Raw genomic sequence first — 20,076 nt, forward strand, 5'->3', positions numbered from 1 at the left:
CGGCGGCAACGGTTGCTGCGTCGCAACAGGCCGGATTAGCCTGCCGCCCATGAGCACCCACGAACTGCCGCTGCGCGAGGCGCTGGACTTCGCCCCCACCGATGCGCTGCTGCGCGACGACGTGCGCCGGCTCGGCGCGATGGTCGGCGCGATGCTGGCCGAGCAGGTTTCGCCGGCGTTCCTGCAGCAGGTCGAGCAGGTCCGCCGCGCCGCGATCGCGCGGCGCGAGCAGGACGCGCCGATCGAGGCGCTGGCCACCCACCTGCGCGGACTGCCGCTGGACGTGGCCGAGGCGCTGGTGCGTGCGTTCGCGGCCTACTTCAGCGCCACCAACGTGGCCGAGCGCGTGCACCGCATCCGCCGCCGGCGCGACTATCAGCGCCAGGGCAGCGACCCGCAGCCGGGCGGGCTGGAGGCGGTGCTGCGCGAGCTGAAGGCCGCCGGGGTCGGGCTGGACGAGTTGCAGGCGCTGCTGGCGCGGCTGCGGATCGAGCCGGTGTTCACCGCGCATCCGACCGAGGCGATCCGGCGCGCGCTGCTGCTCAAGGAGCGCACGATCGTCGAGCGCCTGGTCGCGGACATCGACCGCACCCGCACCCCGCCGGAGCGGCGCGCCGACGAGGCGCGCATCCGGCAGTCGCTGACCACCGCCTGGCAGACCAACGAGGCGCCGCCGCAGAAGCCGAGCGTGGCCGACGAGATCGAGCACATCGGCTACTACCTCGGGCAGGTGCTGTACCGCGTGCTGCCGGTGTTCCACGAGGCCTTCGCCGATGCGGTGGAGGCGGTGTACGGCGCGCGCATCGAGATCCCGGACGTGCTGCGCTTCGGCACCTGGGTCGGCGGCGACATGGACGGCAACCCCAACGTCGGCGCCGCCACCGTGCGCGAGGCGCTGGCCGCGCAGCGCGCGCTGGCCCTGCGCTGCTACCTCGACGACCTGCGCGCGCTCGGCGACATCCTGACCCAGAGCCGCGGCCGCTGCGGCTACGACCCCGCGATCGACGCGCGCGCGCAGGCGCACCGCGCGCTGCTGCCCGAGGGCGCGGTGCGCGCGCGCCCGCGCCTGGCCGACATGCCCTACCGGCAGCTGCTGTGGGCGATGCGCGCGCGGCTGGAGGCCTGCGCCGCGGACGCGCCCGGCGGCTACCGCGACGCCGGCGAGTTCATCGCCGACCTCGAACTGATCGACGCCAGCCTGCGCGCGCACCAGGGCGAGCATGCCGGCCGCTTCGCGGTGCAGCGCGTGCTGCGGCGCGCGCGCGCGTTCGGCCTGCACATGGCCAGCCTCGACCTGCGCCAGGACTCGGCGGTGCACGACGAGGCGCTCGGCGCGCTCGCCGGCGGCCTCGACTGGGGCGCATTGCCGCTGGCGGAGCGGATCGCCCGCCTGCATGCGCTGATCGCCGGCGCCGCGCCCGCGGACGCGGACGCGCCGGCCGCGCAGCCGACCCTGGAGGTCCTGCGCACGGTGCAGGCGCTGCGCGGGCCGCAGGGCGCGGCCGCGTTCGGGCCGTACATCATCACCATGAGCCGCAGCGCGGCGGACGCGCTGGCGGTGCTGGCGCTGGCGCGGATCGCCGGCTGCCACGACGACGGCCGGGTGCCGCTGGACGTGGCACCGCTGTTCGAGACGGTCGCCGACCTCGCGGCGGCGCCGGAGGTGATGCGCGCGCTGTTCGACGACCCGGTGTACCGCGCCCACCTCGACGCCCGCGGCGATCGCCAGATCGTGATGCTCGGCTATTCCGACAGCGCCAAGGACGGCGGCCTGCTGGCCGCGCGCTGGGCGCTGCAGCGCGCGCAGGTGGAGCTGCTGGAACTGGCACGCGCGGCCGGGGTGCGGCTGGTGTTCTTCCACGGCCGCGGCGGCTCGATCAGCCGCGGCGGCGGCAAGACCGAGCGCGCCATCATCGCCGCTCCGCGCGGCAGCATCGACGGCGTGCTGCGGGTGACCGAACAGGGTGAGGTGATCCACCGCCGCTACGGCATCCGCGCGCTGGCGCTGCGCAACCTCGAGCAGGCCACCGGCGCGGTGCTGCGCGCCAGCCTGCGCCCGCGCCCGCCGGAACCGCGCGAGGCGGCGTGGCGGGCGATCGCCACCGCGCTGGCGGAGGACGCGCGCGCGCACTACCGCGCGCTGGTGCACGACGACCCGCGGTTCCCGGACTACTTCCGCGCCGCCACCCCGATCGACGTGATCGAGCGCCTGCGGATCGGCTCGCGCCCCAGCCGCCGCCGCGACGGCAGCATCGCCAACCTGCGCGCGATCCCGTGGGTGTTCGCGTGGTCGCAGAACCGCTGCGGCATGACCGGCTGGTACGGGGTCGGCCACGCGCTCGCGCGCGGGATCGAGCGCCACGGCCTGGAGGTGTTGCAGGCGATGGCGCGCGACTGGCCGTTCTTCGCAGCCCTGCTGGACGACGTGGAGATGCTGCTGGCCAAGTCAGACCTGGCGATCTTCGAGCGCTATTCGCAGCTCGCCGGCGCCGACCTGCACGCGCGCTTCTTCGCCCGCATCGGCGACGAATTCACCCGCACCCGCGCCGCCATCCTCGCCCTCAAGCAGCGCGCCGATCTGCTGGCCGACGACTACCGCCTGCGTCTGTCGATCCGCCTGCGCAATCCCTACGTGGATCCGATCAGCCTGCTGCAGGTGGACCTGCTGCAGCGCTGGCGCGCGGCCGGCAGCCAGGACGACGACCTCTTGCGCGCGCTGGTGGTGACCGTCAACGGCATCGCCGCGGGGATCCAGAACACCGGCTGATCCTGCCGGCCCGTCCGTGGTTCGACCGGCTCGCCACGAACGGGGGAATTCGCCCGCATGCCGCCTGAGATCTGGGGGGCGGCGCGGGCTGGATCGTCTGCGCCGAGCACGAAGTCGGTATAGGCAAACCGCCCGTCGCGCAGCACGGTCTCGCCGCGCGCCAGCGCGAGCGGGGCGGCGAACATCGGCCCGGCCTGCACGCAGGTGTGGAATTCGCCGCGTTCGCCGCAGGGGTCACAGCCGGCGGGCAGCTCCGCGAGGAGATCGGCGTCGAACGCGCGCCCGGCGAAGCGGGCGTCGAGCTGGCGGGTGTCCACGCAGCACAGCTGCGCGCGCAGGCCGCCGGCCAGCATCGTGCGTGCCAGGGCCGCGGTGTCGCTGCCGAACAGCGGGAACAGCGGCGTCCAGCCGAGGCGCGCGCACAGCGCTTCGCGCCAGGCGCGCACGTCGGCCAGGAACAGGTCGCCGAAGGCGATCCGCGCCAAGTCCGGCCAGCGCGCCCGCGCGCGTGCCAGTGCGTCCGCGAAGCTGGCCTCGTAGCGCGCGTTGTCGGCCGCCTGCGGGATCCAGGCCTCGACCACCGGCAGCCCGGCGGCGCGCGCCTGCGCGTGCAGGACCTCGCGGCGGATGCCCTGCATCGCGATGCGGTCGTAGCCCTCGGTGAGGGTGGTCAGCAGGCCGACCACCTCGACCGCGCCGGCCTGGCGCAGCGCGTGCAGCACCCAGGCGGCATCCTTGCCGCCGCTCCAGGACAGCAGCGCCTGCATCGGCGCTCAGCCGGCGGCGACGTCGCGCAGTTCCCAGTGCTTGCCGGCGAGCAGGTCCAGGCGCTGGCGCAGCACGGTGGACGGCAGGCTGGTGACCACCTCCAGGTCCACGTGCAGATCGTCCATGTGGCCGTGCACGCGCGCCTCCGGGTCGGTCGCGCCGAGCGCGGGGTCGGCGTCGTCGGGATCGTCCAGCGCCTGCCGCCAGCGCTGGAACAGCACGTCGGTGCGCAGCGCGTGCTGCAGCTCCTCGGCGAAGGCGTGCGCGCCGTGCGCGCGGAAGGCGAGGGTCGGATCCGGCCCGCGGGCATTGGCCGGATCGGGCAGGCGGATGTAGTAGCGGGTTGGCATGGGCGGCCTCCTGTGGCGATGCTGCACAGGCTAGCGCAGGCGCGTGAGGCGTGGGTGGTGGCCTAGGCGAACTTGGGCCCGTCGGCGGCGAAGCCGACCACCAGCGCGCCGATGCCGACGTTGACCAGGCCGGACAGGCCCATGATGCTCTCGTACACCTCCACCCCGTGCTCGGCGCAGGTGGCGCGCAGCGCGGCATAGCCGGGCAGCGCGCGCATCCGCTCCAGCTCGCCGCCGTAGCTCAGGCACAGGGTGGGGGTGAGCAGGCCGGCGCGCACCTTCTGCGCGGCGAACCCGAACAGGCGCTCGGCGGCGTGCTCGTAGCCCTTGATCTTGGCCACCGGCTCGGTCTCGCCGCGGTTGCAGTGCAGCACCGGCTTGATGTCGAGCGCGGTGCCGAGCGCGGCACTGAGCAGGCTGACGCTGCGGTCGCCGCGCTTGCGGATGCGCGCGCGCAGGTAGTTGAGGTCGGGCGGCACCATGCAGCCGTGCAGCGACAGCGCCAGCTGCTCCAGGCGCGCGCGGATCTTCGGCGGCGGCTCGCCGGCGGCGCGCAGGCGCGCGGCCTCGATCGCCAGCACGCCGACCGCGGCGAACACGTTCTGGCTGTCGATCACGCGCAGCGAGAACGGGGTGTTGTTGCCGGCGGCCTGGCGCACCGGCTTGTAGTCGTTGAGGATGCTGTAGCTGGCCTGCAGCGCGTTGTCGTGGATGCCGCTGCGGGTGCGGGTGGTGGTGATGCAGAACACGTAGTCGTAGTCCAGCACCAGCTCGCCCAGGAACAGGTCGTGCACCTGCTGCACGGTGAACGGGGTGGTCTCCGCGTCGATGCCGTGCTTGGCCACGTGGTCGTGCAGGAAGTTGAGCGTGGCCTCCTCGTTGCGCATGTCCGCCAGCACCGCCTGCCCGATCTGCACGGTCACCGGCAGGATGGTGATGCGTTCGCGCTCGATGAAGTCCGGCGGCACGTCGCAGGCCGAATCCACCACGATCCCGATGCGCATGGGCGTCCTCCGATCCCCCCGATCAGGTAGCCGACGCTAGCGCAAACCGCGGCCGCCTGCACGCCGCAGGGCGGCAGCCGGACTCAGTGCCACAGCCCGAGGATCACCCCGTACAGGGTGAACTGCAGGGTGTGGAAGCCGGCATCGCGCAGCCAGGCCCGCAGCGGGCGGCCGCGGTAGGCGTCGTTCAGCCCCAGGGCCATCGCGACGTAGGCCAGGCCGGTCAGGAACCCGGCGTGGGCGGCGATGAACAGCGGCGGGTTCGGGCGCAGCAGGATGCCGAGCGCCGCCGCGGACACGAAGGCCGCGGCGAAGGCGGTGGCGTGCGTGCGCCAGCCCGCGCGCGGCGCGCGGTACCACAGCGCGCGCAGCAGCAGGGCGGCCAGCGCCGCCAGCAGGATCGCCCACCAGTTGATGTCGACCAGGTTCGGGCCCATGGCAGGCGTCCGCGGCGGAGGGGTCAGCGCGCGGGCTCCGGATACGCCCGCGGCAGCCCATGATCCGGGTGCAGGTAGCGGTCGCGCAACTCGGTCTGGCGGCTGCGCATCGGCAGCGCGCGCCCGTCCAGCCAGAGCTGCTCGGCGATGCTGGCCACGTCCAGCGGATCGCCGCTCCACAGCACCAGGTCGGCGCGCTGCCCGGGGGCGATCCGGCTGCCGACCTGCGCCTCGACCCCGAGCGCGCGCGCCGGCACCGTGGTCAGCCCGGCCAGCGCGGCCTCCCACGGCAGGCCGTAGGCGACCGCGTTGCCGGCGACCTGGCGGATCTTGCGCGCGTTGTGGGAGGCATCGTCGCTGCGGTAGAACGCGACCGGCACGCCGGCCGCGTGCAGGCGCGCGGCGTTCTCGGCGGTCGCCGCCAGTTCGTCGAAGTCGCCGGGCAGGTTGGCCAGCACGTCCACGAACACCGGCACCTTCGCCGCGGCGATCTGCGGGGCGACCTTCCAGCCCTCGCTGGCGCCGACCAGCGCCAGCTGCACGCCATTGGCCTGCGCCCAGCGCAGGGTGCGCAGGATGTCGGCGGCGCGCTGCACCCGCACCAGCACCCGGCCCTGGCCGCCGAGGTAGCGCGCGAGCGTGCTGCGCCCGGCGGGCGTCAGCAGCGCGAACGGCGAGTCCGGCCCGATCCGCCCGCGCGCCTCGTCGCGCAGCTGGTCGAGCAGCATCCACTGCGCCGCGCGCGAGCTGCCGCTGAGGCTGGCGCCCTCGCCGCCCAGGGTCACGAACAGCGCGCGCGGGCCGACCGCGTCCAGGCTGCCGTCCAGCCGCACCACCCCGCCCTGGCCGCCGACGAATGAGCCGCCGGGCTTGCTGCCGGCCGCCAGCAGGCTCCAGCCCAGGCCCTCGACCCGTGCCACCGGCACCAGCACCGAGTCCGGGTTGTAGGCGAGGGTGACGTCGAACTCCGGGCGCACCCGCATGTCGGCCGCGTTCGCGCCGAGCGCGAGGCTGGCGTCCACCGTCGCGCCCTCGCCGGAGACTTCCTCCACCCCGATGTCGTTGATGCCGGCGAACAGCGCCGGGGTCAGCGGGCGCCCGCCGGCCTCGACCACCGTCGTGCCCGCGGGCGCGGCGAGGGCGCGCCCGACCGCGGCGATGCGGCCGCCGCGGACCAGCACGTCGGCGCCGCGCAGGGTGCCGCTGGCGGCGTCCGCGGTGTGCACGGTGGCGTTGCGGATCAGCAGGTCCTGCGCAGGGGCGCTGCCTGCGGCCAGCAGCAGCGCGGCGGCGCAGGCGCGCAGCAGGCGGCGCGCGCTCATCGCACACCTCCCGCGGCCGCGCCCTGCCCGAGCAGGAAGTCCGAGGTCGGCTGCCGCGCCGGATCGCGGCGGTCGTACAGGCGCGCGCCGTCCACGTACACCTGCTCGGCGAGCGCGTAGCTGCTGAAGGGATTGCCGTTCCACACCACCACGTCGGCCATCTTGCCGGGTTCCAGGGTGCCGGTCTGGGCGTCGATCCCCATCGCCCGCGCCGGGTTGGCGGTGATCCAGCGGATCGCCCGCTCCGGCGGGATGTCGATTCCGATCGCGTGCGCGCGCGCCATCACCTTGGCGGCCTCCTGATTCAGGCGCTGGATGCCCTCGGACGAGTCCGAGTGCACGATCGCGCAGCCGCCGGGCACGCGGTCCACAAGCGCGATGTTCTCCTGGATGCCGTCGAAGCTCTCCATCTTGAAGCCCCACCAGTCCGCCCACAGCGCGCCGCACACGCCCTCGGCGGCGAGGCGGTCGGCGATCTTGTAGGCCTCCACCCCGTGGTGGAAGGCGGAAATCTTGAACCCGAACTCGCGCGCCAGGTCGAGCATGATCGCCATCTCGTCGGCGCGGTAGCAGTGGATGTGCACGCGGATGTCGCCGTCGATCGCGGCGGCCAGGGTGTCGTTCTTGTAGTCGCGCTTGCCCTCGGCCTCCTTGCCGCCGGCCTTGCGCTTCTTCATGTACTCGGCGGCCTCGGCGAACGCGGCGCGGTAGCCGGCGACGTTGCCCATCCGGGTCGAGGGCCCGCCTTTCTGCCCGTACACCCGCTTGGGGTTCTCGCCGCAGGCCATCTTCAGGCCCCAGGGCGCGCCCGGGAACTTCATCGCCTGGTAGGTGGTGGCCGGCACGTTCTTCAGGGTGACCCCGCGCCCGCCGATCAGGTTGGCGCTGCCGGGCAGGATCTGCAGGCTGGTCACGCCGCCGGCCAGCGCGGTGGCGAAGCCCGGGTCCTGCGGCCACACCGAGTGCTCGGCCCACACGTTCGGGGTGACTGGGGCGGTGGCCTCGTTGCCGTCGCTGTGGGCATTGACCGCGGGGCTGGCGTACACGCCCAGGTGCGAGTGGATGTCGATGATCCCGGGGGTGATCCACTTGCCGCGCGCGTCCACCCGCTGGGCATCGGCGGGTGCGTCCAGGCCGCGGCCGACCGCGGCGATGCGGCCGTCGCGCAGCAGCACGTCGGCATCGTCCAGGCGCTGGCCGGTGCCGGTCAGCACGGTGGCGTGCTGCAGCAGCACCGGCGCCGACGCCACCGGGCGGTAGGTGCTCGGGTACGGGTCGGCGGCGAAGTCGTAGGGCTTGCCGGCGGCGGCCGGCTTCTGCGGCGCGCCGGCGCAGCCGGCGAGCAGGGCCGCCAGGACGGCGGCGGCGATGGGTTTCATGCGGTTCCCCGGCGCATGTGGGCCTGTTCCGACCGTAGCGCGCGGCGCGGGCCGGCGTCCCCTGACCGAAGTCATGCCCGCGTGGGACAATCGCGCCCAGCCGCGCGGCGCCCGGCGCCGCCTTCGCCTTGAGGAGATGCCGATGAAGGAAAAGCACGAGATCGTCGAGAACTGGCTGCCGCGCTACACCGGGGTGCCGCTCGACCAGTTCGGGCAGCACGTGCTGCTGACCAATTTCGGCGGCTACCTGACCCAGTTCGCGCAGATGACCGGGGCGCAGGTGGTCGGCGGCGACCGCCCGTTCCCGAGCGCGACCGCCGACGGCATCACCATGATCAACTTCGGCATGGGCAGCCCGAACGCGGCGACCGTGATGGACCTGCTGTCGGCGGTGCAGCCCAAGGCGGTGCTGTTCCTCGGCAAGTGCGGCGGGCTCAAGCGCAAGAACAAGCTCGGCGATCTGATCCTGCCGATCGCCGCGATCCGCGGCGAGGGCACCAGCAACGACTACCTGCCACCGCAGGTCCCGGCGCTGCCCGCATTCGCGATGCAGCGCGTGATCTCCACCAGCATCCGCGACCTCGAACTGGACTACTGGACCGGCACCGTCTACACCACCAACCGCCGGGTCTGGGAGCACGACGACGCCTTCAAGGAGAAGCTGCGAGCGATGCGCTGCATGGCGATCGACATGGAGACCGCGACCATCTTCGCTGCCGGCTTCGCCAACCGCATCCCGTGCGGCGCGCTGCTGCTGGTCTCCGACCAGCCGATGATCCCGGAGGGGGTCAAGACCGAGGCCTCGGACGCCAAGGTCTCGGCCGCGTTCGTGGAGAACCACATCCGCATCGGCATCGAGTCGCTGCGGCTGATCCGCCGCCACGGGCGCTCGGTGCGCCACCTGCGCTTCGATGAGTGAGCCGCTGCCGGCGCCGGCACAGGAACTGCTGGCGTTCTGGCGCGATGCCGGGCGCGCGCGCTGGTTCCGCGGCGGCGAAGCCTTCGACGCCGAGTGCCGCGCGCGCTGGCAGGCGCTGCATTTCGCCGCTGCGCGGCGCGAGTTGGACGCCTGGGCCGGGGAGCCCGAGGCCGCGCTGGCGCGGGTGCTGCTGCTGGACCAGATCCCGCGCAACATCTTCCGCGGCAGCGCGCATGCCTTTGCCACCGACGGGCTGGCGCTGGAGGCGGCGCAGGCGATGCTGGCGGCCGGCCACGACGCGCGCATCGCGCCGGAGCTGCGCGCGTTCTGCTACCTGCCGTTCGAGCATGCCGAGGACGCGGCGATGCAGGCGCGCGCGGTCGCGCTGTTCGCCGCGCTCGGGGATGCCGAGTATCTGCGCTATGCGCGCGCGCACCAGGAGGTGATCGCGCGGTTCGGGCGCTTCCCGCATCGGAACGCCGTGCTCGGGCGTAGCAGCAGCGACGCCGAGCGCGCCTGGCTGGCCGCCGGCGGCGGCTTCTGACCTGACCGGACGCGCGCATGGACCGTGCCCTGCTGTGGTTCCGCGACGACCTGCGCCTGGACGACCACCCGGCGCTGCAGGAACTCTTGCGCCTGGGCCTGGCGCCGGTGCCGGTGTACGTGCACGACCCCGAGGGCGAGGGCGCCTGGGCGCCGGGCGCCGCCTCCAACGCGTGGCGGGCGCGCTCATTGCTGGCGCTGGACGCCGCCCTGCGCGCGCGCGGCTCGCGCCTGCAGGTGCTGCACGGCCCGGCGCAGGAGGTGCTGCCGCGGGTGCTGGCGGCCAGCGGCATCCGCGTGCTGCGCTGGCACCGCCGCTACGAGCCGGCCCTGCAGGCGCGCGACGCCGCCCTCAAGCAGGCCCTGCGCGGGGCCGGGATCGATGCCCAGAGCCGCAACGGCGCGCTGCTGGCCGAGCCGTGGGACGTGCGCACCCAGGCCGGCGAGCCGTACCGGGTGTTCACTCCGTTCTGGCGCGCGCTGCAGGCGGCCTGGCGCTGGCCGGCCTTGCAGCCGGCGCCAGACGCGCTGCCGCCGCCGCCCGACCTGCCGGAGGCGCAACCGGTACAGGCGCTGGCGCGCGCACTGGCGCCGGCGCGCGGCTGGGACGCCGGCTTCTGGCAGGCGTGGACCCCCGGCGAGGCCGGCGCGCAGGCGGCGCTGGCGCGCTTCCTGCAGGGGGCGCTGGCCGACTACGCGCAGGCGCGCGACTTCCCGGACCGGCCCGGCACCTCGCGGCTGTCGCCGCACCTGCACTTCGGCGAGATCGCGCCGTGGCGGGTCGCCCATGCGGTGCGCGCGGCCGCCGCCGGCGGCGGCGAGGCCTACCTGCGCGAGCTGGGCTGGCGCGAGTTCGGCTACCACCTGCTGCACCATTTTCCGCACACGCCGGAGGCGAACTTCAACCCGCGCTTCGACGCCTTCCCGTGGGCGGCGGACGCCCCGGCGCTGCTGCGCGCCTGGCAGCGCGGGCGCACCGGCATCCCGATCGTGGATGCGGGCATGCGCGAGCTGTGGCACACCGGCTGGATGCACAACCGGGTGCGGATGATCGCCGGCAGCCTGCTGACCAAGCACCTGCGCCAGCACTGGCGGCACGGCGCGCGCTGGTTCTGGGACACCCTGGTGGACGCCGACCTGGCCAACAACACTTTGGGCTGGCAGTGGGTGGCCGGCACCGGTGCGGACGCCGCGCCCTACCACCGCGTGTTCAACCCGGTGCTGCAGGCGCAGCGGTTCGACCCGGACGGCGCCTACATCGCGCGCTGGGTGCCGGAACTGGCCGGGCTGCCGCCGGCGCGCCGGCATGCGCCGTGGGAAGGGGGCGCGCCGCCGCGCGGCTACCCGGCCCCGATCGTGGACCTCGCGCGCGGACGGGCCGAGGCGCTGGCCGCGCTGGAGGCGATCCGGCGCGGCTGAGCCGCCGCATCGGGCCGCCTCAATACGGGCGGAGGTTCGGGTCGAGCAGGGCCCAGGCGTTGATCCCGCCTTCGACGTTGTGCACGCGGGTGAAGCCGAGCTGGCGGAAGTGCTCGGCCGCCTGCGCGCTGCGCCCGCCGCTGCGGCACAGGAAGGCGATCGCGGTGTCCTTCGGCAGCGCCTCGAGCTCGGCGCTGCCGGCGTCGAGGTGGCGGTACGGCACCGGGGCCTCCGCCAGCAGGCGTTCGTCCAGCGGGCGCACGTCGACCAGCAGCAGTTCGCCGGCGCGCACCGCCTCCGCCGCCTGCGCCGGGGTCAGCGCACGCACCCGCGGCGGCGCGTTCGGGTTCTCGATCACCAGCCCGCGGCCGCGCGCGTCCTCGACCCAGTCGATCACCAGCCCGCGCGCGCGTGGGGCGCTGGCGAGGTCGAACTGCACGCGGATGCCGTCCTGTTCGAGCACGATCGCCTGCGGGTCGGGCGGCGCCAGCTGCAGGCGGGTGTTGAAGCGGGCATCGACCTCGACCTGCAGGGCCATGTCCGCGCCGGCCTGGGCGATCGCCTGGCGCAGGAACGCGGCCGCCGCCGGGGTGATCCGGATCGCCGGCGGGGTGCGGTCCGGCGGCGGCAGCCCGAGCGCGGCGTGCAGTTCGCCGCTGGCCGCCATCTGGGCGATGATGTCCGAGCCGCCGACCAGCTCGCCACGGATGTACAGCTGCGGGATGGTCGGCCAGTCCCCGTACAGCTTGATGCCCTCGCGGATCTCCGGGTCGGCCAGCACGTCCACGTGCGCATAGCGCGCGCCGGCGGCGTCGAGCGCGGCCACCGCGCGCGCGGAGAAGCCGCATTGCGGCGCCTGCGGGTTGCCCTTCATGAACAGCACCACCGGTTCGCGGGCCAACAGCGCGTCGATGCGCGCGCGCAGGGCGGGGTCGAGGGACATCGGGACGCACTCGCGGGGGAAGGGGCGGCCAGTGTACGCCGCGTCGCGTCAGGCCGCGGCCAGCGCGCGCTCGGCATAGGGCAGCAGCGCGGCGGTCCAGCGCGCGTACTGCGCGGCCGACGGGTGCAGGCCGTCCTCGGCCAGCATGCCGGCGGCGTCGCCGGCGGCGCGGCTGAGCGCGGTCACGTCGGCGAACGCGATCCCGCGCGCGGCGCATTCCTTTGCCTCGAGCGCGTTGCAGGCGTCCAGCTCGCGCGCGATCCGCGCCGGGCTGCGCAGCTCGCGGCGCGCGAACGGGGTCACCCCCCAGTCCGGGATCGACACCGCCAGCACCCGCGCCGGGCGCCTGCCGGCCAGCGCCAGCGCGCGCTCGAGCAGCGCCGCGTAGTCCCGGCCCAACTGCGCCAGCGGATGCCCGCGGTACTGGTCGTTGACCCCGACCAGCAGCGAGACCAGGTCCCACGGCCCGGGCGGTTCGGCGGCGTCCAGCGCCGCCGCCAGCTCGGCGCAGGTCCAGCCGGTCTGGGCCAGGATCCGCGGTTCCGCCAGCGGCACGCCGAGCGCCTGCAGGCGCTCGGCCAGCTGCCGCGGCCAGCGCCCTTCCGGCGCGATGCCCTCGCCGATGGTGTAGGAATCGCCGAGCGCCAGGTAGCGCAGCACCGCCCGCGCCCGGTTCAGGCCACCGCGCTGGGGCGCTGGGCCTGCTCGGCGCGGCGCGCCAGCACCCGCTCGATCCGGGCGAACACCTCGCGCAGCACCGGCGCCTCCGGCAGCAGGGTGACCCGGAAGTGGTCGCGGTAGGGCACGTTGAAGCTGGTGCCGGGCACGATCAGCACGTCCTCCTGCTCCAGCATCTCCAGCGCGAATTCGTGGTCGTCGAAGCCCTGCGCGGCGGGCCCGACCACCCGCGGGAAGCCGTACAGCGCGCCCGCCGGCGGCACCAGCGCCAGGTGCTCGCTGGCCGCACAGGCCTCGATCAGCGCGCGCCGGGTCTCGTACAAGCGGCCGCCGGGGCGGACCAGCGCGCCGATGGTGTCCGCGCCGTGCAGCGCCTGCGCGATCGCGAACTGCCCGGGCACGTTCGCGCACAGGCGCAGCGCGCCCAGCAGGTCCATCGCGTGGTGGAAGTCGCCGCAGGCCACCGGGTCGCCCGACAGCACTGCCCAGCCCACCCGCCAGCCGCAGGCGCGGTGCACTTTCGACAGCCCGCCGAAGCTCACGCACGGCAGGTCGCCGGCGAGCGGCGCGACCGGCTGGAACACGGCGTCGTCGTAGACGATGTGGTCGTAGATCTCGTCCACCAGCAGCAGCAGGCGGTAGCGCTGCGCGACTTCCACGATCCGCTGCAGCAGCGCGCGCGGGTAGCTGGCGCCGGTCGGGTTGTTCGGGTTGATCAGCACCAGCGCGCGGGTGCGCGCCGAGATCAGCGACTCGATCTGCTCCGGATCGGGCAGGAAGCCGTTGTCGCGGTCCAGCTTGTAGTAGACCGGGCGGCCGTCGTTGAGGATGGTGGCCGCGCTCCACAGCGGGTAGTCGGGCGAGGGCACCAGCACTTCCTCGCCGGGGTTGAGCAGCGCGCGCAGGGCGATGTCGATCAGCTCGGACACGCCGTTGCCGACGAACACCCGCTCCGGGCAGGCGTTTGGGGTGCCGCGCGCCTTGTGGAACGCGGCGATCGCCGCGCGCGCCTCGGGCAGGCCCTGCTGGTGGGTATAGGGATCGGTCTGCGCGATGTGGTCGGCGATCGCGTGCTGCAGGTGCTCCGGCGCCCGGAACCCGAACGCGCCGGGATTGCCGATGTTGAGCTTGATCAGCCGGCGGCCCTGGGCCTCCAGTTCGCGCGCGCGGCGCGCCAGTTCGCCGCGGATCTCGTAGCGGACTTCGGTCAGGCGGGTGCGGGTGGCGATCTTGTGGCGCGGGAGCGGCGGCGACATCCGGGTGGCGCGAGTGGCGGGACGGGCCGCCAGCCTAGCGGAAACCGCGCCGGCGCGCCGCGGCTGGCTAGAATCGGCGCATGTGCCTGCACCCGACCCCATGAACCCGCTGGCGGCCATCGGCTGGCGCTGGACGCCCGCCACCCTGCCGCCGGCGTGGGCGCAGGCGCTGGCCGCACATCCGCAGGCGCGCCCGGCGCGGATCGTGGAGCAGCACCGCAGCGGCTACCGGGTGGCGGAAGCGCCGGCGCAGGCGCTGCCCGCCGAGTCCCTGCCGGAGTGGCAGCGTGCCGGCAGCTACCGCGCCGGCGAACTCGCTCCGGAGGCGCGTCCGGCGGTCGGCGACTGGGTGCTGGTCGCGGGCCCCCCGCCGCGCGGGCTGCGGATCGTCGCGCTGCTGCCGCGCCAGAGCGCGATCAAGCGCGCCGCCGCCGGCGAGCACTACCGCCAGCAGGTGATCGCCGCCAACATCGACACGGCGTTCGTGGTCAGCGGCCTGGACGCCGACTTCAACCCGCGCCGGATCGAGCGCTACCTGCTGCTGGTCGGCGGCGGCGGGGTGCAGCCGGTGGTGGTGCTGACCAAGGCCGACCGCGCCGCGACCGACCCGCAGGCCGCGCGCGCGGCGCTGGCGGCGTGCGGCGCGCCGGTGCTGGCGGTCAATGCCAAGGACCGCGCCAGCGTCGCTGCGCTGGCGCCGTGGCTCGGGCCGGGGCAGAGCGTGGTGCTGGTCGGCAGCTCCGGCGCTGGCAAGTCCACCCTCACCAACACCCTGCTCGGCGAGGAGAAGATGAAGACCGGCGCGGTGCGCGCCGGCGACGGCCGCGGCCGCCACACCACCACCCACCGCGCCCTGCTCGCGCTGCCGGGCGGGGCCTGCCTGATCGACACCCCGGGCATGCGCGAACTCAAGCCGACCGGCGAGGAGGACGTGGCCGAGGGCTTCGCCGACATCGAGGCGCTGGCCGCGCAGTGCCGCTTCCGCGATTGCCGGCATGCGCAGGAACCCGGCTGCGCGGTGCGCGCGGCGGTGGAGGAGGGGCGGTTGGACGCGCGCCGCCTCGACAACTGGCGCAAGCTGCAGGCGGAGGTCGCGCAGGCCGCGCGCCTGCGCGGGCAGCGCCAGGCCGAGGCCGCCGCGCCCGCGCGCCGGCGCGGGCCGCCGGCGGGGCGCGCCTGAGATGGACCTGGACCGTCCCGCGCCGGCCGACGCGCGTGCGGTCGCCCACCATGCCGCGCTGGACGCGCGCCTGGCGCGCGCGGCCAGGCCGCTGCGCCTGCTCAGCCTGGCCAGCTGGCCGGCGCGCGTGCAGCAGCGTTTCCTGGCCGACTGGGAACGCGGCCGGGTGCGCCTGCCCCGGCATGCCTATCCGCGCCACGACTTCGCCGAGGCCCGCCGCGAATGCGCCGCGGTGGCCGCCGCCGCGGACCCGGCGCATCCGCTCGGGCAGTACCTGATCGATTCGGCGCACAGCTGGGACCTGGCCGCGCAGCTGCTGGAGAACCTCGGCCGCCCGGCGGTCACCGGGTTGTCGATCGCGCTGTTCGGGCGGCCCGACCAGCCGCTGCCGGGCGGCGCCAGCACCCGCGAGGCGGCCAACCACTTCATCGCGATCGCCAACGACCTCGACCACGAGCTGCTCTCGCCCGCCGAGCAGGTGCAGATCTCGGCCACCGCGCTGTCGCTGCAGCTGCAGGCGGCGCTGGACGCCTACTTCGGCGAGCGCCTGATCCAGGTCGAGCTGGATCCCGAGCTGATCGCCAAGGCCGCCGCCGGGCCGACCCGGATCCGCCTGCGCGCCGGCGCCGCGTTCTCCGACTACGACCGCCACCAGCTGCTGCAGCACGAGGCCTTCGTGCACTCGCTGACCGCGCTCAACGGCCAGCAGCAGGCGGTGCTGCCGAGCCTGGCGCTGTCCTCGCCGCGCACCACCGCGACCCAGGAGGGGCTGGCGGTGTTCGCCGAGCACATCACCGGCAGCATCGACATCGAGCGCATGAAGCGGGTCAGCCTGCGCATCGAGGCGGTGGCGATGGCGCTGGAGGGCGCGGACTTCTTGCAGGTGTTCCGCTATTTCCTGGACGCCGGGCAGAGCCCGGTGGAGAGCTTCACCTCGGCGCAGCGGGTGTTCCGCGGGGTGCCGGTGACCGGCGGCAGCGCCTTCACCAAGGACACCGTGTACCTGCGCGGGCTGATCGGGGTGCACACTTTCTTCCGCTGGGCGCTCAAGCACGACCGCCTGCGCCTGGGGCGGCTCTTGTTCGCCGGCAAGATGACCCTGGCCGACGTACGCCGGTTCGAGCCGCTGTTCGACGCCGGGGTGCTGCAGCCGCCGCGCTGGCTGCCGGAATGGGTGGCGCGCGCCAACGGCCTGGCCGGGATGCTGGCGTTCTCGCTGTTCGCCAACCAGATCCGGCTGGAGCAGATCGTCGATCCGGAGACCGTGGTCGAGCTGTGAGCGTGCGGCGTCAGCGCGGCAGCGGGTGCAGGCGGCCGTCGCGGCCGATCTCGTAGTCCGCCGGCGCGCCGGCCGGCACCAGTTCCACCCGCGCCCCGATCGCGACCCCGGCGTACTGCGGGATGTCGTGGGTCAGGCGCCGGAACACCCAATCCTTCGCCCCCGGGGCCGGGCGCAGGCGCAGCACGCCGTCGTCCGGCCGGGCCGCCACCGCCGCCGCGAGGGCCGGCGAGAACACCGCCTGCAGCCGCCCGACCCGCTGCAGGGCCAGCATCACCATCAGCCCATGCAGCACGCTGAGCAGCGCATAGGCGGCGATCACCGCGCGCGCCGCGCCGCGCGCGCGCCGCCAGCCCGCCGCCAGCACCGCGGCGGCCAGTGCGGCCGCGCCATAGGCGTAGTGGTTCCACGCCGCGCCCAGCGGCAGCACCGGCAGCAGCGCCGCGCCGCTGCCGAGCAGCCACAGTGCGAGCAGGCGCGGCGCGCTGCGCCACAGCGCCCACAGCAGCGCCAGCCACAGCAGCGCGGCCAGCGCCACCGCCCACGGCCGCTGCCACAGGGTGAAGACCTCCAGCGCCGGCACCAGCGGCGCGAACAGCGGGTACTCCAGCCAGCGCAACGGCAGCTGCGCCAGCCCGAGGGTGTACTGGCCGCCGCTGCGCGGGGCGTGCAGCAGGGCCGGCAGCCGCAGCGCCAAGTACAGCGCGGCGACCGCGGCGGACGCCAGGCCCGCGGCCAGCCAGCGCGGGCGGCGCGCGCGGTCGAAGATCCAGGCCACCGCCAGCAGGGCCGGGATCGCCAGCGCCGCTTCCTTGGCCAGCAGCCCGACCGCGGTCGCCAGCGCCGCCGCCAGCGCCGCCTGCCAAGGCCGGCGCAGGTGCTGCACCGCCAGCGCCAGCGCCAGCGCGGCCGCGACCCACAGCAGGTCGGCGAGGCAGCCGACCCAGCCGTGCGCATACGCCGCGAACGGGCTGAGCACGAAGCCGAGCGCCGCGAGCGCGGAGGCCCGCGGCGGCAGGCCGAAGCCGCGCGCGGCCAGCGCCAGCAGCGCCGCATTCAGGCTGCCGAGCGCGACCACTGCGGCATGGAACAGCACCGGCAGCTCGAACAGCGCGCGCGAGAGCGCCATCCACAGCGCGAAGGTGAGCGGGCGGTACTGGAAGGTGTCGAACGCGCCCCAGCCGGGCGACGTGCCGGCCGCGGCGAACGCCGCCCACTGCAGCTCGTCGTGGCTGAAATAGCCGGGGTTGGCGATCAGCGGCCACTGCACCAGCAGGGCCAGCACGACCACCCCCAGCGCCAGGCGTGCGCCGCCCGCGGGCAAGGCCGGCCGGGTCATGCGCGGACCATGCCGGCGGCGGGCGATGCCAGCGCGGCGTGCGCCGCGCACCGGCGCGCGGCCGATCCGCGGGCCTGCCGCGGCCCGCCCCGTGCCTGCGTTGCTCGCGCGCGCCGCCGCTGCATCGTCCCTCCCGCGCCGGTGTCCGTCCGCCCGGCGCTATCATGACCGATCCCTCGAAGCGGGACGCCGCCGATGTCCGACAGCCCCAACCACGACGAGCTCAAGCAGGCCGCGCTGGACTACCACCGCGCCGCGCCGGCGGGCAAGATCCGGGTCACCGCGACCAAGCCGATGGTGACCCAGCGCGACCTGGCGCTGGCGTATTCGCCCGGGGTCGCGTTCGCCTGCGAGGAGATCGCCGCCGACCCCGGCAAGGCGCGCGACTACACCGCGCGCGGCAACCTGGTCGCGGTGGTGTCCAACGGCACCGCGGTGCTGGGCCTGGGCGACATCGGCCCGCTGGCCGGCAAGCCGGTGATGGAAGGAAAGGGCGTGCTGTTCCAGAAGTTCGCCGGGATCGACGTGTTCGACATCGAGATCGCGGAGAAGGACCCGGACAAGCTGGTGGACATCATCGCCGCGCTGGAGCCGACCTTCGGCGGCATCAACCTCGAGGACATCAAGGCGCCGGAGTGCTTCATCGTCGAGCGCAAGCTGCGCGAGCGCATGCAGATCCCGGTGTTCCACGACGACCAGCACGGCACCGCGATCATCGTCGGCGCGGCGGTGCTCAACGCGCTGGAGGTGGCCGGCAAGCGTATCGAGGACGTGCGCCTGGCGACCGCCGGCGCCGGCGCCGCCGGCATCGCCTGCCTGGACATGCTGGTCGCGCTCGGGCTGCGCCCGGAGCACATCCTCGCCTACGACCGCGACGGCGTGATCCACGTCGGTCGGCCCAACCTCGACCCGGACAAGGCGCGCTACGCGCGCGCCACCGACAAGCGCACCCTGGCCGAGATCGTCGCGGGCGCCGACATCTTCCTCGGCCTGTCGGCCGGGGGCATCCTCAAGCCGGAGATGGTGGCGACGATGGCGGACAATCCGATCATCCTCGCCCTGGCCAACCCGTACCCGGAGATCCTGCCGGAGGACGCACGCGCGGTGCGCCCGGACGCGATCATCGCCACCGGCCGCAGCGACTACCCGAACCAGGTCAACAACGCGCTGTGCTTCCCCTACATCTTCCGCGGCGCGCTCGACGTGGGGGCCACTACCATCAACGAGCCGATGAAGCTGGCCTGCGTGCGCGCGATCGCCGCGCTGGCGCGGCGCGAGGCCTCCGACCTCGGCGCCGCCTACGGCGGCGAGGTGCCGACCTTCGGCCGCGACTACCTGATCCCGCGGCCGTTCGACCCGCGCCTGTTGACCATGCTGGCGCCGGCGGTCGCGCAGGCGGCGATGGACTCCGGGGTGGCGACCCGCCCGCTCGCGGACATGGCCGCCTACCGCGAGAGGCTCGGCCAGTTCATCCACCGCACCAGCCTGATGATGAAGCCGGTGTACGAGCGCGCGCGCGCCGAGCGCAAGCGGATCGCCTACGCCGAGGGCGAGGAGTTCGTGGTGCTGCAGGCGGTGCAGACGGTGATCGACGAGGGCCTGGCCTATCCGATCCTGATCGGGCGCCCGGAGGTGATCGAGAGCCGCATCCGCAAGCTCGGCCTGCGCATGCGCGCCGGAGTGGACTTCGAGCTGACCAACATCAACGACGACCCGCGCTTCGACTCCTACTGGCGCCAGTACCACGCGCTGACCGAGCGCCGCGGGGTGACCCCGGACGCGGCCAAGACCCTGGTGCGCTCGCGCCCGACCCTGATCGCCGCGCTGATGGTGGAGCGCGGCGAGGCCGACGCGCTGATCACCGGCATCGTCGGCCGCTACCACAAGAAGCTCGGCTACCTGCGCAGCGTGTTCGACTTCGAGCCGGGGGTGACCGGCACCGCCGCCATGACCGGCGTGATCAACGACCAGGGCGCGTGGTTCTTCGTCGACACCCACGTGCAGGTGGATCCGTCCGCCGAGCAGATCGCGGAGGCCACCCTGCAGGCCAGCTACCGCCTCAAGCTGTTCGGGATCGAGCCGAGGGTGGCGCTGCTGTCGCATTCCAACTACGGCAGCCACAACGACGCCAGTGCGGCCAAGATGCGGCGCGCATTGGAGATCATCCGGCGGCGGGTGCCGAAGCTGGAGATCGACGGCGAGATGATGGCCGACACCGCCTGGGACGAGGCGCTGCGCCAGCGCATCTTCCCCAACACCACCCTGCGCGGGCGCGCCAACCTGCTGGTGATGCCGAACCTGGACGCGGCCAACATCGCCTACAACCTCATCCGGGTCGCCACCGACGGGGTGGCGATCGGCCCGATCCTGATGGGCCTGGACCAGCCGGCGCACATCCTGACCCCGGCGGCGACCGCGCGGCGGATCGTGAACATGACCGCGATCGCCGCGGTGGACGCCCAGATCCGGGCCGAACGGCGCGCCTCCTGAAAA

At 74.4% G+C, this 20,076-nt stretch carries 16 protein-coding genes and 1 pseudogene; 7 read left to right on the forward strand and 10 right to left on the reverse strand.

The window, feature by feature from the left end; translation table 11 throughout:
- Nucleotides 1-49: 49 nt before the first annotated feature.
- Nucleotides 50-2,767: a phosphoenolpyruvate carboxylase gene (ppc, locus tag ML340_RS05060; protein WP_240097353.1), complete on the forward strand. Its 2,718-nt coding sequence runs from the start codon at nt 50-52 to the stop codon at nt 2,765-2,767.
- Between the two features lie 173 nt (nt 2,768-2,940).
- Here the strand turns inward: ppc and ML340_RS05065 are convergent.
- The 6 genes and pseudogenes from ML340_RS05065 to ML340_RS05090 form a co-directional block, all read right to left on the reverse strand.
- Nucleotides 2,941-3,534 (reverse strand): annotated as a pseudogene (locus ML340_RS05065) (Dph6-related ATP pyrophosphatase); the annotation flags it as partial.
- A gap of 6 nt (nt 3,535-3,540) precedes the next feature.
- On the reverse strand, nt 3,541-3,885 hold the full coding sequence (locus ML340_RS05070) for a hypothetical protein (protein ID WP_240097355.1): 345 nt from the start codon (nt 3,883-3,885) through the stop codon (nt 3,541-3,543).
- 62 nt (nt 3,886-3,947) lie between these two features.
- Nucleotides 3,948-4,889: a DegV family protein gene (locus ML340_RS05075; protein ID WP_240097357.1), complete on the reverse strand. Its 942-nt coding sequence runs from the start codon at nt 4,887-4,889 to the stop codon at nt 3,948-3,950.
- An 83-nt stretch (nt 4,890-4,972) separates the two neighbouring features.
- Nucleotides 4,973-5,326: a DUF1761 domain-containing protein gene (locus ML340_RS05080; RefSeq protein WP_240097359.1), complete on the reverse strand. Its 354-nt coding sequence runs from the start codon at nt 5,324-5,326 to the stop codon at nt 4,973-4,975.
- A 23-nt stretch (nt 5,327-5,349) separates the two neighbouring features.
- A complete protein-coding gene (locus ML340_RS05085) occupies nt 5,350-6,648 on the reverse strand; it encodes an amidohydrolase family protein (RefSeq protein WP_240097361.1) in 1,299 nt (432 codons plus the stop codon).
- The gene (locus ML340_RS05090) at nt 6,645-8,027 is read right to left on the reverse strand and encodes an amidohydrolase (RefSeq protein ID WP_240097363.1); all 1,383 of its coding nucleotides are present in this window, start codon (nt 8,025-8,027) and stop codon (nt 6,645-6,647) included. Before ML340_RS05090 ends, ML340_RS05085 begins: the two co-directional genes overlap by 4 nt.
- A 142-nt stretch (nt 8,028-8,169) precedes the next feature.
- On the opposite strand from ML340_RS05090, the gene ML340_RS05095 reads away from it, so the two are divergent.
- From ML340_RS05095 to ML340_RS05105, 3 genes are read left to right on the forward strand one after another with little or no spacing between them, the layout of a single operon-like run.
- Nucleotides 8,170-8,946: an AMP nucleosidase gene (locus ML340_RS05095; protein WP_240097365.1), complete on the forward strand. Its 777-nt coding sequence runs from the start codon at nt 8,170-8,172 to the stop codon at nt 8,944-8,946.
- Nucleotides 8,939-9,490, forward strand: coding sequence for a DUF924 family protein (locus tag ML340_RS05100; RefSeq protein ID WP_240097367.1), 552 nt, complete (start codon nt 8,939-8,941; stop codon nt 9,488-9,490). The genes ML340_RS05095 and ML340_RS05100 overlap by 8 nt, the downstream gene beginning before the upstream one ends.
- 17 nt (nt 9,491-9,507) lie before the next feature.
- The gene (locus tag ML340_RS05105; RefSeq protein WP_240097369.1) at nt 9,508-10,908 is read left to right on the forward strand and encodes a cryptochrome/photolyase family protein; all 1,401 of its coding nucleotides are present in this window, start codon (nt 9,508-9,510) and stop codon (nt 10,906-10,908) included.
- 19 nt (nt 10,909-10,927) lie between these two features.
- On the opposite strand, the gene grxD is transcribed toward ML340_RS05105, so the two are convergent.
- The 3 genes from grxD to ML340_RS05120 are packed head-to-tail and all read right to left on the reverse strand — an operon-like array spanning nt 10,928 to nt 13,785.
- Nucleotides 10,928-11,851: a Grx4 family monothiol glutaredoxin gene (grxD, locus tag ML340_RS05110; protein WP_240097371.1), complete on the reverse strand. Its 924-nt coding sequence runs from the start codon at nt 11,849-11,851 to the stop codon at nt 10,928-10,930.
- A gap of 48 nt (nt 11,852-11,899) precedes the next feature.
- Complete coding sequence (locus ML340_RS05115; RefSeq protein ID WP_425608289.1) at nt 11,900-12,529, reverse strand: SGNH/GDSL hydrolase family protein; 630 nt, start codon at nt 12,527-12,529, stop codon at nt 11,900-11,902.
- The gene (locus tag ML340_RS05120; RefSeq protein ID WP_240097375.1) at nt 12,526-13,785 is read right to left on the reverse strand and encodes an aminotransferase class I/II-fold pyridoxal phosphate-dependent enzyme; all 1,260 of its coding nucleotides are present in this window, start codon (nt 13,783-13,785) and stop codon (nt 12,526-12,528) included. The genes ML340_RS05115 and ML340_RS05120 overlap by 4 nt, the downstream gene beginning before the upstream one ends.
- Nucleotides 13,786-13,885: 100 nt before the next feature.
- Here ML340_RS05120 and rsgA point away from each other — a divergent pair, with 100 nt between their 5' ends.
- Both rsgA and ML340_RS05130 read left to right on the forward strand, forming a co-directional pair.
- Nucleotides 13,886-14,965, forward strand: a complete 1,080-nt coding sequence (gene rsgA / locus ML340_RS05125) for a ribosome small subunit-dependent GTPase A (RefSeq protein WP_275672629.1) — start codon at nt 13,886-13,888, stop codon at nt 14,963-14,965.
- 1 nt (nt 14,966) lies between these two features.
- Complete coding sequence (locus tag ML340_RS05130) at nt 14,967-16,244, forward strand: flavohemoglobin expression-modulating QEGLA motif protein (protein WP_240097379.1); 1,278 nt, start codon at nt 14,967-14,969, stop codon at nt 16,242-16,244.
- A gap of 10 nt (nt 16,245-16,254) precedes the next feature.
- Here the strand turns inward: ML340_RS05130 and ML340_RS05135 are convergent, their stop codons facing one another.
- Nucleotides 16,255-17,583 carry a hypothetical protein gene (locus tag ML340_RS05135; RefSeq protein WP_240097381.1) on the reverse strand — a complete coding sequence of 443 codons (1,329 nt, stop codon included), beginning with the start codon at nt 17,581-17,583 and terminating at the stop codon, nt 16,255-16,257.
- Nucleotides 17,584-17,778: 195 nt separating this feature from the next.
- On the opposite strand from ML340_RS05135, the gene ML340_RS05140 reads away from it, so the two are divergent.
- Nucleotides 17,779-20,073 carry an NADP-dependent malic enzyme gene (locus ML340_RS05140; RefSeq protein WP_240097383.1) on the forward strand — a complete coding sequence of 765 codons (2,295 nt, stop codon included), beginning with the start codon at nt 17,779-17,781 and terminating at the stop codon, nt 20,071-20,073.
- Nucleotides 20,074-20,076 lie beyond the last annotated feature (3 nt).

Origin of the sequence: Thermomonas flagellata (genome assembly GCF_022419185.1) — a bacterium.
Taxonomy (GTDB): domain Bacteria; phylum Pseudomonadota; class Gammaproteobacteria; order Xanthomonadales; family Xanthomonadaceae; genus Thermomonas; species Thermomonas flagellata.